Annotated in this window: 9 protein-coding genes and 3 tRNA genes; 11 read left to right on the top strand and 1 reads right to left on the bottom strand. The window is 54.8% G+C overall.

The features are described 5' to 3' along the window. Positions 1-579: 579 nt before the first annotated feature. The 10 genes from DES29_RS11680 to DES29_RS11630 all read left to right on the top strand — a co-directional run bounded on the left by DES29_RS11680 (position 580) and on the right by DES29_RS11630 (position 8,048). Positions 580-654, top strand: a tRNA-Gly gene (locus tag DES29_RS11680). A 78-nt stretch (positions 655-732) separates the two neighbouring features. Further along, entirely contained in the window at positions 733-1,473 is a 741-nt protein-coding gene (dnaQ, locus tag DES29_RS11675; RefSeq protein ID WP_021995949.1) for a DNA polymerase III subunit epsilon, read from the top strand. A 349-nt stretch (positions 1,474-1,822) separates the two neighbouring features. Then, positions 1,823-2,578, top strand: coding sequence for a basic amino acid ABC transporter substrate-binding protein (locus DES29_RS11670; protein WP_021995950.1), 756 nt, complete (start codon positions 1,823-1,825; stop codon positions 2,576-2,578). Between the two features lie 205 nt (positions 2,579-2,783). Continuing rightward, positions 2,784-3,449 (top strand): amino acid ABC transporter permease, encoded by a 666-nt coding sequence (locus DES29_RS11665; RefSeq protein WP_005430393.1) that lies wholly within the window; start codon positions 2,784-2,786, stop codon positions 3,447-3,449. 154 nt (positions 3,450-3,603) lie between these two features. Continuing rightward, a complete protein-coding gene (gene rpsO / locus DES29_RS11660; RefSeq protein ID WP_005430394.1) occupies positions 3,604-3,867 on the top strand; it encodes a 30S ribosomal protein S15 in 264 nt (87 codons plus the stop codon). A gap of 266 nt (positions 3,868-4,133) precedes the next feature. After that, positions 4,134-6,257, top strand: coding sequence for a polyribonucleotide nucleotidyltransferase (gene pnp, locus DES29_RS11655; RefSeq protein WP_113854924.1), 2,124 nt, complete (start codon positions 4,134-4,136; stop codon positions 6,255-6,257). A gap of 272 nt (positions 6,258-6,529) precedes the next feature. Then, positions 6,530-7,267: a triose-phosphate isomerase gene (gene tpiA / locus DES29_RS11650; RefSeq protein ID WP_021995952.1), complete on the top strand. Its 738-nt coding sequence runs from the start codon at positions 6,530-6,532 to the stop codon at positions 7,265-7,267. A 54-nt stretch (positions 7,268-7,321) separates the two neighbouring features. Continuing rightward, positions 7,322-7,681, top strand: a complete 360-nt coding sequence (secG, locus tag DES29_RS11645; protein WP_005430397.1) for a preprotein translocase subunit SecG — start codon at positions 7,322-7,324, stop codon at positions 7,679-7,681. Between the two features lie 69 nt (positions 7,682-7,750). After that, positions 7,751-7,835 (top strand) — tRNA-Leu (locus DES29_RS11640). Positions 7,836-7,963: 128 nt separating this feature from the next. After that, a tRNA-Leu gene (locus tag DES29_RS11630) sits at positions 7,964-8,048 on the top strand. A 351-nt stretch (positions 8,049-8,399) separates the two neighbouring features. On the opposite strand, the gene DES29_RS11620 is transcribed toward DES29_RS11630, so the two are convergent. After that, the gene (locus tag DES29_RS11620) at positions 8,400-9,362 is read right to left on the bottom strand and encodes an ABC transporter substrate-binding protein (protein WP_113854923.1); all 963 of its coding nucleotides are present in this window, start codon (positions 9,360-9,362) and stop codon (positions 8,400-8,402) included. Positions 9,363-9,875: 513 nt separating this feature from the next. Between DES29_RS11620 and DES29_RS11615 the strand changes: the two genes are divergently transcribed. Next, on the top strand, positions 9,876-13,177 hold a 3,302-nt coding region (locus tag DES29_RS11615), incomplete at its 3' end, for a beta strand repeat-containing protein (RefSeq protein ID WP_113854922.1).

Below are 13,177 nucleotides of genomic sequence, written 5' to 3'. Positions count from 1 at the left end.
TTACAGTCTCTTGTCAAAGGCCTGACCACTGAATCCACAACCTAACTTTAGAAACCGCCGGATGCCGAACGGCACGTCCGGTGGTGTGGGAGGGAGCGAGGTGCAAACCCGCTCTCTACCCGATCTTCAGAATAATCAGCGAACACCGCCTTACTTCGTCTCCTTGAGTCTCCGCAGATCGCATTCGCATTGGTGGATGTTTTGGTGGGTAAGCTGACGAAAAATCGATATTTTTTCGTTTTCCACGGTCAAGAGAAAGTCTTGTCTAGGTGTACTCAAAAAACTGCCAACTCTAAGCTTCGTCAGTTCCTCGATTAGTCACAAAGCTCGTTCGGTAAAGTCGAAATCTTTAATAAGCTCTTCTGCTAGTAAAGATTTCATGCGTAAACTTTAATAACGCATTCTCTTATTAAAGTATTCGCTGTGAGATGGTGAGCCGCTTAACCTGCTGTCGCCCAAAGATCTGATCGGCCTCTGATGGAAGCAATGCTGGCAATTGGCAAAATTGACCTCTTTGGGGCATAATTTCTCCCTCACAGGAAGAGGAGTGAGCAGACTTCCTTCAAAATCCTGTAAAACGCGGGCGTCGTATAACGGCTATTACCTCAGCTTCCCAAGCTGATGACGAGGGTTCGACTCCCTTCGCCCGCTCCAGCACGCTAGCCCGGCAAAAAAATTGTGCCGGGCTTTTTCGTACTCGGCTTCAGCATTTGGTTCAGGAGGAGATCTCCCATGGCTTCACCCAACCGCCTTATCACGCTCGATACGGAAACGACGGGCCTGGACGCCCAAAACGGCGACCGCATCATTGAAATCGGCTGCGTTGCCATTGAAGGCCGCATGATGCGAAGCACTGATGAACATCATCTGCAGATTTTCGTCAATCCGGAACGCGAGGTACCTGAAGAGGCCGTCGCCATTCACGGCATTACGACGGAATACCTGCAGGACAAGCCGAAGTTTGCCGAAATCGCCGATAAGTTCATTGATTTTGTGAAGGGCTCCACACTCGTCATTCACAACGCAGCATTCGACACCGGCTTTCTCGATATGGAGCTTGGCCGCTGCGGCCGCGGAAAGATTTCTGACTATTGTCAGGTCATTGATACGGTGAAGCTCGCCAAAAAGCTTTTGCCTGGCCGTGCGGTAAGTCTTGACAGTCTCTGCCGTTATTACGAAATCGACAACTCCAACCGTACGCTCCACGGCGCTCTGCTCGACGCGGAGCTGCTCGCTGAGGTTTATCTGTCGCTTTCACGCGGACAGGACACGCTTACGCTCGTCAACGAAGACATTGACAACCTTCCCCCGATGCCTGCCTTCGATGCCAGCATCGTCATTAAGGCCTCGCCCGAAGAGCTCGCTGAACACGAACGCATTCTGGATATTGCAGAAAAGAAGGCCAAGGCAACGCCTGCCTGGCGCAAAACGGCTGAACCCGCAGAAAGCAGCGACGCAGCAGCCAGCGCATAAAAAATCAATCGAAGTCAAGCCGCAAATCGAGGCGCAGGTTTCGTGAAAGCCTGCGCTTTTTTTCAGGCCTTTTTTGTCGACATATTGATATTTGCTGTCGACGCGCCCCGCGCATTCTTTCAACGAATCTTCACGCAAACAACCCGCTACAAGGGTTTCGGCAAATGCGCGTGTTTTTTTATGCCCCGCAGAGATCTGTAAGGCGTTCAAAGTTCTTCGAGCTGATTAAGATGCAAAGCATTGAACCTCACATTTAAGTGACGACGCTCGGACTCCGCATACCGGAAATTTCCGCAATTGAACGCCGCAGCGCCCTTAATCCTTCAACTCAAAAAAGAAGACATTCATCATGCAGTTCAAGAAAATCGTCCTCTGCGCATGCGCTGCCGCCACTCTTGCAATCGGGGCCGCCGCGGCTCAGGCCCGCGACCTGCTTCGCGTCGGCACGGAACCCACCTTTGCGCCGTTTGAATTCCTCGACACGCAGACGAAGGACTACACGGGCTTTGACATGGACCTCATCCGTGCAGTGGGTCAGAAAGCAGGCTTTGACGTGCAGATTCTCAACATGGGCTTTGACGCACTGATCCCGGCTTTGATGACGGGCAATGTTGATGTGGTTGCTGCCGGCGTTTCCATCACGCCGGAACGTCAGAAGCGCGTTGACTTTACGACGCCCTACTACACGTCCGGTCTCTCGATGCTGATCCATCGCACGGACGCAGAAAAGTTCAAGACGTTCGACGACCTGAAGAACCAGCGCCTTGCCGTCCAGATCGGCACGACCGGCGCAGATAAGGCCAAGGACATTCAGGGCGCCAAGGTTTCGAGCTTCAATACGACAAGCGAAGCCTTCATGGATCTGCTCTCGCACAACGCCTCGGCCGTTGTGCTCGACCGCCCCGTGCTCGCCTACTATCTTAAGAATCAGCCCAAGGCTGCCCAGCAGCTCACGATTCCGCCCTACATTGCCGATGCTGAAGAGTTCGGCTTCTGCGTGAAGAAGGGCAACACGGCTCTGCTTGACAAACTCAACAAGGCCTACGCAGAACTCAAGGCTTCCGGCGAAGTCGACAAGATCTACAAGAAGTGGTTCCAGGAATAATTCGAACGATCAAAGCGCCCGTATTTGCGCTTTGTCATTGAATCTTTAACGTATTCCGCACGACGCGGTCGATCGAAAGCCGGTCGACCGCGTTCGTGATACTACATCTGTGTAGAATCCTGCAGCTCATTTCACACTGGCAGCCCGAAGCTGAAATAGAGCACCGCACTCATTCATCAACCCCCATTCATACACCACGAAGGCCATGGAATTTGATTTTTCCCTAATCATCCACAGCATTCCGCTCCTTCTGCGAGGCGCAGGTCTGACGCTTGAAATTACGGCCCTTGCCGTGGGCCTGGGCCTCCTGATCGGTCTCGTTGCGAGCCTTGCTCAGCTTTCCAAGTCCCCGCTCCTGCGTCTTCCCGCCAAGGTCTACGTCGACTGCATCCGCGGCACGCCGCTCCTCATTCAGATCTTCATCATCTACTTTGCGCTGCCCAATATCATCGGCCACCGCATTGACCCGTTTATCGCAGCCGTTACCGCCTGTTCGCTTAACTCCGGCGCATACATTGCCGAAATCTTCCGCGGCGGCATTCAGTCCATCTCTCAGGGGCAGTTCCGTGCCGGTCTTTCTCTCGGCATGACCTACGGACAGACCATGCGCTACATCGTGCTGCCGCAGGCCTTTAAGCGCATCATTCCGCCGCTCGGCAATGAATTCATTGCCATGCTGAAGGATTCGTCCCTCGTTTCGGTAATCGGCTTTGAAGAACTCACGCGCTCCGGGCAGCTCATCATTGCTGAGACCTACGGCACGCTTGAAATTTGGACCTGCGTTGCCATCATCTACCTCACGCTCACGCTCACGATTTCGCGCTTCGTCGCTGCGCTTGAAAAGCGTTTCCGCAAGTCCGACGATCGGTGACCCTCCTTTAATTTCGTTTTGGATATCGAGCGAATAAAAAAATAAAGACTGTTGCGCTTGCACGTCGCTCGCTCGATGTCTAAAATGCCCGCTTTCACGGCTCGAGTCACAACGCTCGTGTCCGCAAGTTCTTTCATCTTTGACAGGAATATCCATGTCTGAACTGACCAAGTCTGAGATCGTTGCTAAGTTCCAGCGCGCCGAAGGCGATACCGGCTCTCCTGAAGTCCAGGTCGCTCTTCTCACGGCCCGCATCAACCACCTTACCGAGCACTTCAAGGTGCACGCCAAGGATCACCACAGCCGCCGCGGCCTGCTTCGCATGGTTTCGCGCCGCCGCAAGCTCCTTGACTACCTCAAGCGCACGGACCTCAACGCCTACCGCAAGCTGATCGATACGCTCAGCCTCCGCAAGTAAGCGAGAAAGAGTTTCACCTGACCACGGCCTGCCGATTTTCGACAGGCCGTAGTCGCATCTATAACCCCTTGTCCAATCGTTGACGAAATACCCCTTCATCTCCAATCGCCTTCGAATGCGCGTTGCGATTTGAGTGCTCTTGGGAACCTTGAGAACCCTCAGACCGCAGCGTGCCGCAGGAATTTTCTGATATGCAGTAATCCTGCGGTGAAGACCGGACATGAAGACGTCAGCGAAAGGACTTTCTTCAGAAGGAAACATTCCCGATGACGATGTTCAATAAGACCACTCAGAGCTTCCGTTTCGGCGATCATGACGTGACGCTCGAAACCGGTGAAATCGCTCGCCAGGCCACCGGCGCCGTTATCTGCCGCATGGATGACACGGTCGTTCTCGCGACGGTCGTCTGCAAGAAGGAAGCCAAGCCCGGTCAGGACTTCTTCCCGCTTACCGTTGACTACATTGAAAAGACCTACGCAGCCGGCCGCATCCCCGGGGGCTTCTTCAAGCGCGAAGGCCGTCCCTCCGAAAAGGAAACGCTGACGAGCCGTCTGATCGACCGTCCGATCCGCCCGCTCTTCCCGGACGGATTCTTCAATGAAGTGCAGGTCATCATTCACGTTCTCTCGGCCGACCCGGCTGTTGATCCGGACATTCCGGCCATGCTCGGCGCATCCGCCGCCCTCGCCGTTTCCGGCATCCCCTTCCGCGGCCCGATCGGCGCCTGCCGCGTGGGCTACATCGACGACAAGTTCGTCGTGAATCCCACGACCGAACAGCTCAAGACCTCGCGCCTTGATCTCGTGGTTGCCGGCACCCAGCGCGCCGTGCTGATGGTTGAGTCTGAAGCCGACATCCTCCCGGAAAAGACGATGCTCGACGCCGTGGTCTTCGGCCACCGCGAAATGCAGGTCGCCATCAATGCGATCAACGAACTCGTTGCCCAGGCCGGCAAGCCCGCCTGGGATTGGCAGCCCGCCCCGAAGAACGAGGCGCTCATTGCCCGTATCGTCGAAATCGCCGACAAGGGTCTCCACGAAGCCTATGCCATCCGCTCCAAGCAGCCGCGCACTGAAAAGCTCCGCGAGGTTTATGCCCTCGTCGAGCAGACGCTCGCTGCCGATGCTGAAGCCGCCGGCACGGAAGCACCCGATGCCAATGAAGTGAACGGCATCCTCTTCGAACTCGAAGCCCACCTCGTCCGCTCGCAGATTCTCGCCGGCGAACCCCGCATCGACGGCCGCGACACCCGCACGGTTCGCCCGATTGAAATCCGCCAGGGCGTGCTCCCGCGCACCCACGGCTCCGCGCTCTTCACCCGCGGTGAAACGCAGGCTCTCGTCACGACCACCCTCGGCACGAAGCAGGATGAACAGATCATTGACGGTCTTTGCGAAGAACAGCACGACCGCTTCATGCTGCACTACAACATGCCTCCGTTCGCAACCGGTGAAACGGGCCGCGTCGGCAGCCCCAAGCGCCGCGAAATCGGCCACGGCCGTCTCGCTAAGCGCGCCCTGAAGGCAGTTCTGCCCTCGCCCGAAGAGTTCCAGTACACGCTTCGCGTTGTTTCTGAAATCTGTGAATCGAACGGCTCCTCGTCGATGGCCTCCGTCTGCGGCGGCTGCCTCTCGATGCTCGATGCCGGCGTGCCGCTTAAGGACTACGTTGCCGGTGTGGCCATGGGCCTCATCAAGGAAGGCAACCGCTTCGCCGTGCTCACCGACATCCTCGGCGACGAAGATCACCTCGGCGACATGGACTTCAAGGTGGCCGGCACTGAAAACGGTGTCACGGCGCTCCAGATGGACATCAAGATCGAAGGCATCACCCCCGAAATCATGCAGGCTGCGCTCGCTCAGGCTCACGACGGCCGTCAGCACATCCTCAGCCGCATGCATGAAATGGCCGGCGGCGGCGCCAAGGAGCTCTCTGACTTTGCTCCGCGCATGATTTCCTTCAAGATCAATCCGGAAAAGATCCGTGACGTGATCGGCAAGGGCGGCTCCGTTATCCGCGCCCTTACGGAAGAAACCGGCACGACCATCAACGTGGAAGACGACGGCATGGTCACGATTTCTTCGCCCGATATGGCCCGCGTTGCTGAAGCCCGCCGCCGCATCGAAGAAATCACCGCGGAAGTGGAAGCCGGTCAGATCTACGAAGGCACGGTTACGCGCCTCCTCGACTTCGGCGCCATCGTTCAGCTCCTCCCGGGCAAGGACGGTCTCCTTCACATCAGCCAGATTGCCAACGAACGCGTCAATGCTGTTTCTGACTACCTCAAGGAGGGTCAGAAGGTCCGCGTCAAGGTTATCGAAGCCGATGAAAAGGGCCGCGTGCGTCTTTCCATGAAGGCGCTTCTGCGCGAAGAAGGCGAAAACAAGTAAGGCATCTGTCGCCGCGGGTGTTCTTTTAAGGACACCCGCATGAGCGACGGCTGCGCTTGGCGCCGGTACGGATGCTTTTCCGCGCCTTCCCTGCTAAGGGGGAAAATGCGGGAAAACGCCTGCCGGCGTTCGCCGCTTTCCGGAAGCTGAGAAAGCGCCCTTTAAGGACCTTTCAACGTTTAAGCGGCTAAAATCCCCTTCAACCTACTGAAACAACGCTCTAGCACCGCAGAATTTATCTGCGGCAGCCATCGAGGACCAGAACAAGCACTATGCGCGACCGCATCGTCATTGCCAATTGGAAGATGAACGGCTCACGGGAGGCCAATGCCCGTTGGACGGACGAATTTCTTTCGTCTCCCCAACCCGCCTGCCGAACCGTCGTCTGCGCCCCCTTCGTTTATTTGGGAGAGCTTGCGCTGCGTGCGCTCGGCACCCATCTTGAAGTCGGCGCCGAAGATGTCAACGAAAATCCCGCGGGCGCCTTCACCGGCGAAATTTCCGCCGGGATGCTTCACGACATCGGCATGAGCTGCGCCATCGTCGGTCACTCGGAACGTCGGACCCTTTACGGTGAAACCGATAACCGCGTGGCCATGAAAGCGCTGGCGTTGGTCAAGGCGGGCTTGAAGCCGGTGGTCTGCGTGGGCGAAACGCTCGAAGAGCGGGAAACCGGCGCAACGCCTTCCGTCATTCTTCGTCAGCTGAATGCCGTCCTCACCATCGTGCGTCCTGAGGATCTTCTCGCTGTTGCTTATGAACCCGTTTGGGCCATCGGCACCGGCAAGACCGCTACGCCTGAAATCGCTCAGTCCGTCCACGCGCTCATCCGCACTCGGCTCGTTGAAGTGTCTCCCAAGGGCGGCGCATCAACGCCGATTCTCTACGGCGGAAGCGTCAAGCCTGAAAATGCTCATGAACTCTTTGCGCAGCCCGACATTGACGGCGCACTGGTTGGCGGAGCAGCGCTAAAGGCTTCCAGCTTCCTCGTAATCGCCAACGCGTTCTGATTCCGTTTTCCCATCAACCCCATTTCCACACCTTCCATAAAGGTTTCTTTCACCATGCATTTCCTGCTTAGCATCGCGCTCGTTCTGCAGATCATTTCGGCCGTGGTCGTTATCGTCCTCGTGCTGATGCAGCACGGCAAGGGCGCCGACCTCGGCGCCGCGTTCGGCAGCGGCGCCTCGGGCTCTGTTTTCGGGGCCACCGGCAGCGCCAACTTCCTCTCGCGTTCGACGGCCATCGCCGCTACGGTCTTCTTCTGCTCGACGATCGCCCTGACCCTCGCGTCCGGCGCTTTCAACAAGCGCTCCGCACAGCCCGAAGGCGGCGTTCTTTCGACCATTGAACAGCCTGCATCCCAAGAACAGGGGATGGCTGGTGATGCCAATAAGTCCCCCGTTAACCAAATTCCCAGGTAAAATCTTTTTCCTCTGCTGATGAACGCCTCAGTTCAAAAATAAATCAGCAGAAAACAACTTGATCAGGCCGCGGTCGTGGCGAAATTGGTAGACGCACTACTTTGAGGGGGTAGCGGAGCAATCCATATGAGTTCAAATCTCATCGACCGCACCATTCGCTGGGGTATCGCCAAGTCCGGTTAAGGCAGTGGATTCTGAATCCACCATTCGTAGGTTCGAATCCTACTACCCCTGCCAGGTCTCTCTGATGAAGCTGTTGAAAAAAAAATCTGAACGGAATTCGCGGTCGTGGCGAAATTGGTAGACGCACTACTTTGAGGGGGTAGCGGAGCAATCCATATGAGTTCAAATCTCATCGACCGCACCAAGTTTCGTTGGGGTATCGCCAAGTCCGGTTAAGGCAGTGGATTCTGAATCCACCATTCGTAGGTTCGAATCCTACTACCCCTGCCACGAAACCATAAAAGGCTGAGTTTTTCCAAACTCAGCCTTTTTCTTTGCTGCCTTTCTTTGCTGCCTTTTCTTGGGCCAATCGCTTGGAGAAATCAAATTAAAGATTCCCGGCCAATCGAGCAGACCTTCCTTTGAAAGCGGTTTAGAAATTCGCTCAATTCGTCCGCAATCAGCTGCCCGACTCGCGTCAAAGCAGCCGATTGCTGAGGCCTAAAACTGCAGTAAAGCAGCAGCGAAACACTGTATTCGCTTTTTCATTAGGCGGTTATTTCATCGCGCCCGGCAGAATGAGCGAGCGGACATCCACCGCCTTTTCCATCATGCCGTTGTCGATGAGGAACTGCTGATCAGCGGCAAGCCCCTTGACGTCAGCTTCAGTCAGGACGTCATAAAAGCCCGACCAGTCATAGAGCTTCTCAGCATTTTCAATGGAAATGCCCTGCTCTTTTGCTCCCATGGCGAGCGCTTCAGCCTTGTGTTCGCGAATCCACTTCAAAGCAGCGCGATTCGTTGCAACCACGCGTTCGTAAGCTTCCGGATACTGGTCAACAAAAGCCTGGCGGACTGCCATCACGAGATTAGGTTCGACGAGTCCTTCGCACGTCGTAATCGTTTTGGCGCCTTCTGCGTTTGCCTTAATAATGAGGCCAGCAGCGACCAGCCCCGCGTCAGCCGAACCGGAGAGCACCGCCGTCATGGCCTTAGCAGGATCCATGCTGATGAAGTCCACGTCCTTGATGGTCATGCCTTCCTTCTTGAGCGCTGCCACGAGGAGCTGATGGAGCACCGTGCCCTTAGGTCCTACGACCTTCTTGCCTTTGAGATCCTTGATGGAATAGTCCGTGCCGGGTTTGCCGATGATGGCAAAGATCTTCTGCGGGTGACCCACACCGGAAGCAATACGGATGGGGTTGCCGGCACCGGCAGCCATCAGCACGCTGGCCGTATTCATGACCGCGGAGAAATCTAGGTCGCCAGACGCCATAGCCTGACCCTGAATGGCACCCGAATTAATGACGCGCCAGTTGATCTTGACGCCTTCGGCCTTGAAGGCATCTTCGAGCATCCCGCGCTCCTTCATCACAATGTTCTGCAGATTGAAGGGCGATTTCACATAGGTGATCGAAATGCTCTCAGGCATCTTCGGAGCAGCCTGAACTGCAGACATGCCGGTTAAGCACAGTCCGGCCGCGACGGCCGCCGCGGCAAAAAGGTTTTTAAGCTTCATAACATGAATCCTTTTTCATCAATCTCCGCTCCTTCGTCTCTTTAGCGCTCAGAAACAGAAATGCGTCTTCTTTGCAGACGAGGAGCTCGTTGAGGCACATTCTGACACCGCCATGAGGAAAGCGGCAGTTTTACGGCTCACTCAAAGGGGACTGCGCCCAACCGTGCTGAATAAAACTCACGGTCAGCGGAAAGCATTGTTATGAAACCCCCTCCTTCGTTTTGCCGCCTTCCTGAAGAGACCGGATGCTTACACGCGTTTACGGTTGAACTAACAGATTGTTTACAGATTTTCCGTGTTGTTCTGATAACACAAGCTCAATTAAGGGTTTTCGCGCCATATACCAGTTTTCCAAATTTGCCGGCAAACAATCTAGTAGAAAGCCAACCATAGGGATAACCCCCCCCCCCTATGTTTTCTCGACATTTAGGATGCCCTGAGTGCTTGTGCACAACTCTTCGACTTCATTCGAAACCGTTGAGTCAACCAGAAAACTCTTGGAGTACTCCCTAAATGAATCGCACTTATAAAGTTGCCAAGTCACTCACACGCGGCGTCGTCGTGACGAGCGAAAAGGCTTCTTCCTATCAGGGCAAGGCTGTGAAGACGGTTATTGCTGCCGCGGCGGCACTCGTTGCCGGCTCTGCTATTGCAGCCCCGTCCTATGTTGCCCCCAGCGACAGCATCACACCGTTGGTGAATACCGGCATCACTGAGCTCGAAGACCTGAATAAGAATGCAGAAACGGTCTGGAAGCATACAGAAGTCAATCAAGCCACGGAAAATTTCTTCAACACAACCGACGACTTCTCCTTTGATAAGACGCTTTGGATTGTTGGTGACATTAAGAAGGCTGCAGGTAGTACGGACGCCTACGTTAAGGATTTTCACGCGAACGGCCTGTGGCTTGATGGAGCAGACAAAACTGGTATCAACACCGGCACGATCTATGTCACGACGGCCAACGATGCACAGTATTGGCAGGTGAAGGCAATGGGCTCCAACGCCGGCACCATTGTCAATAAAGGCACCATCATTGCTAAAAATGCTGTGGCAATGGCATTGGGTTCCAAGCAAGCTACAAAAAAACTGCAGAACGACGGCCTCATCGTTGTTGAAGATCAGGGCCGCGGTCTCGAACTTGGCGGCGGTGCAAATGTTACCGGATCTGCTGTAAACAACGGCCGCATCGTCGTTGGTGCACCAGCCAAGGGAGCTGCTGAGATCGGTGCCGTCTACATTGGCGACGGTTCTGTGAACAACACCTTCACAAACAACAAGGGTGCTTCCATTGAAGCGGCTGATGCTGGGTATGCCATTTACTTTGGTGAAGGCTCAGACAACACGGCTACCCTCAAAAGCGGATCTCTGACGCAGGGGGATATTGTTGTTAACTCCTCCACATCAAATGCTGCATCTACCAGCAATATCAACATTGAAAAAGACGCCTCCGTTACAGGCGATGTCATTGTTAAGTTCGGTACTGCTTCACTTACCGGTGCCGAAGGCGCTGCTGTTGACGGCGATCTGATTGCTGCTGCAGGTGATGCTACTGTTGCTGAGGAACTGACGTTCAAGAACGTTACAGTCGGCACTGCTGCTGTTGAAAAGACGAATACGACTCCTGCAGTCGCAGCATCCAAAGGTTCGGTTACCGTCAGTGGTGAGCTCTATGCTGATACCGTCACGCTGAACACCACTGACTCTGTGTTCACTAACAATGGCTATACCGAACTGGGCACGGTCACGTTTGCGAAAGCTTCGACAGCAGGGGCAAGCACGCGCGACACTTCGGCCAATGGTTTCGTGAATCATGGCGATGCTGTGATCGAAAAGCTGGTCTTCGTGAATGGTTCTGACGTATTCACGAACGGCACAAATGGCTCCGTTGAAATCGGAAGCGTTGTTGTGCCTCTTAACAGCGACGGCGGCGAAGTTACATTGACCGGCGTAACGAATCAAGGCAAGGTCTACACTGACCTGAAGAATGTTGCAGCCAAAGATGAAGACGGCAAGTGGGGAGCCACTGCATTCGGCACGGCGCTGAAAGACTCTTCGATTCTTGATGAATCTATTACCAGTGACGTTACCCTTGACGAATACAAGGAAATCATCGGTGTTCTGGGCAATGGGGTCGCGCTGCACAGCGCCAACATCACGACCAAGGATGGCGGCGCAATTTCTCTGGACGATGCCAACAAGGTTGGTTCGGGTGACTTTGGCCACGCAGAAGTTGCGGGGACTTACAAATCTGATAAGCCTAACTTCAGTACGAACACCCAAATTTCGAAAGACCTTTCGTTTGGCTCCTTCACCTTCACGCCGGCTGCTGAAGACACCCCCGCCATCACTTCTGCAGCATTGGGTCATGCTACGAACAAGATTACGCTGCGTGGCGACAAGAACGGCAATGTGATCAATGGCGTCAAGAGTGATGTCGCTGTAACGCTCACCAATGTTAACTTCGGCGCTGAAGAAGAAGACCGCGGTGCGCTCCAGAATGACATCGTCATCGCCGGCAATACTAAGGTTGTGGGCTCCTTCACGGCACGTGATGTGCAATTAGATAACTCTGGCGCCCTCACTGTTGAAGGCAACTTCACTGTTGATCAGCTCTCGAAGGCTGCCAATGCTTCTTCTGGCGCAGCCACTGTGCAGGAATTCGGCACGCTGACCGTTCTCGGTGAAAAGCTCCCCGCTGGTACCGACGGAAAACCTGCTGCTGATCAAACACTTCAGATTGGTGATGCTGCTATTACGGTAACGGCCAATGCTGATGATGCCGGCGCATACGGCAGCATGCTGGTTGCAGGCAACTACACCGCTGCAGCCAGCGCCTACCACGAAGCGCATGAAGAAGAAAACGTTGTCTACGTTGGTCAGGCTACGACCTTCAATGGCACGGTTGCCTTCAACAAGAGCAATACGTCAGTTCAGAACGCCGTCGTGATCGATATGGCGGGTCTTGCCGCTGATACGTCGTACAAGGCTGTGACTGCCAACAAAGACGGTGTCACGACTGATCACCAAATTGTCAACGGCACGGCTCTTTCTGCCGACAAACTTGTTATCAACAATCTTCAGGCGGTGTCGCATGACTCCCTGAAATATGATGAAGAAAACAAGGTTTGGACGGCGCTTGTGGGTAATGTAACTGCAGGCACCAACGTTGATGTCGGTTCTCTGTTCTTTAATTCGACATATGCCGCTGGCGTTCTGACCTTCAATACGGATAAAGAACTCCTTGCTGATATTCGTTCACTCGGATTGAATACGGCCGGCCAGATTGCTTTGTCGACGGAAAACCTTCAATTTAACCAGAATGCCGTAGCCGACAAGATCATCTTTGGTCTTGAAGAATTGGTGACTCCTTCCGAAAACGTTCAGCAGACCCTTAAAGCTGAAGCTGAGAAGTTAGGCCTGACGCTGGACTTTGAAAGTGGCGATTATGAGCTTAAGATTGCTGACACCAATGCCCAGATTGATCCCACCAATGCCGACCAAGTCGCTTTCGACCAGAAAGTCCAAGGCGTGATGGATGGACTCCTCACTCAGCTTATCAATGCTGAAAATGCCTCCACGAACATGGCTGCTCTGGGCGGCGCGTTCACGACGGCGCTCGACATCAATGATCAGGTCACGGCTGCCGTCAGCCGCCGCACCTCCGCGCAGCGCACGGAAGGCTTCACCCCCTGGGTGGACGTCTTCGGCACGACCAACGAAGCCAAGCGCCTCTACGGCAACGGTGCCGGCTATGAAGCCGACATCTACGGTGCTGTTCTGGGCTTTGACTACACCGCTGCCTGCGGCGGTAC

It is taken from the genome of Sutterella wadsworthensis, from assembly GCF_003315195.1.
Classification (GTDB): domain Bacteria; phylum Pseudomonadota; class Gammaproteobacteria; order Burkholderiales; family Burkholderiaceae_F; genus Sutterella; species Sutterella wadsworthensis.
This window is presented reverse-complemented; position numbering and strand designations above follow the sequence as displayed.

What these genes read in the sequence shown, in the direction of transcription:
- dnaQ (WP_021995949.1), top strand. Translation starts at nt 733, where the DNA reads ATGGCTTCACCCAACCGCCTTATCACGCTCGATACGGAAACGACGGGC.
- DES29_RS11670 (WP_021995950.1), top strand. Translation starts at nt 1,823, where the DNA reads ATGCAGTTCAAGAAAATCGTCCTCTGCGCATGCGCTGCCGCCACTCTT.
- DES29_RS11665 (WP_005430393.1), top strand. Translation starts at nt 2,784, where the DNA reads ATGGAATTTGATTTTTCCCTAATCATCCACAGCATTCCGCTCCTTCTG.
- rpsO (WP_005430394.1), top strand. Translation starts at nt 3,604, where the DNA reads ATGTCTGAACTGACCAAGTCTGAGATCGTTGCTAAGTTCCAGCGCGCC.
- pnp (WP_113854924.1), top strand. Translation starts at nt 4,134, where the DNA reads ATGACGATGTTCAATAAGACCACTCAGAGCTTCCGTTTCGGCGATCAT.
- tpiA (WP_021995952.1), top strand. Translation starts at nt 6,530, where the DNA reads ATGCGCGACCGCATCGTCATTGCCAATTGGAAGATGAACGGCTCACGG.
- secG (WP_005430397.1), top strand. Translation starts at nt 7,322, where the DNA reads ATGCATTTCCTGCTTAGCATCGCGCTCGTTCTGCAGATCATTTCGGCC.
- DES29_RS11620 (WP_113854923.1), bottom strand. Translation starts at nt 9,362, where the DNA reads ATGAAGCTTAAAAACCTTTTTGCCGCGGCGGCCGTCGCGGCCGGACTG.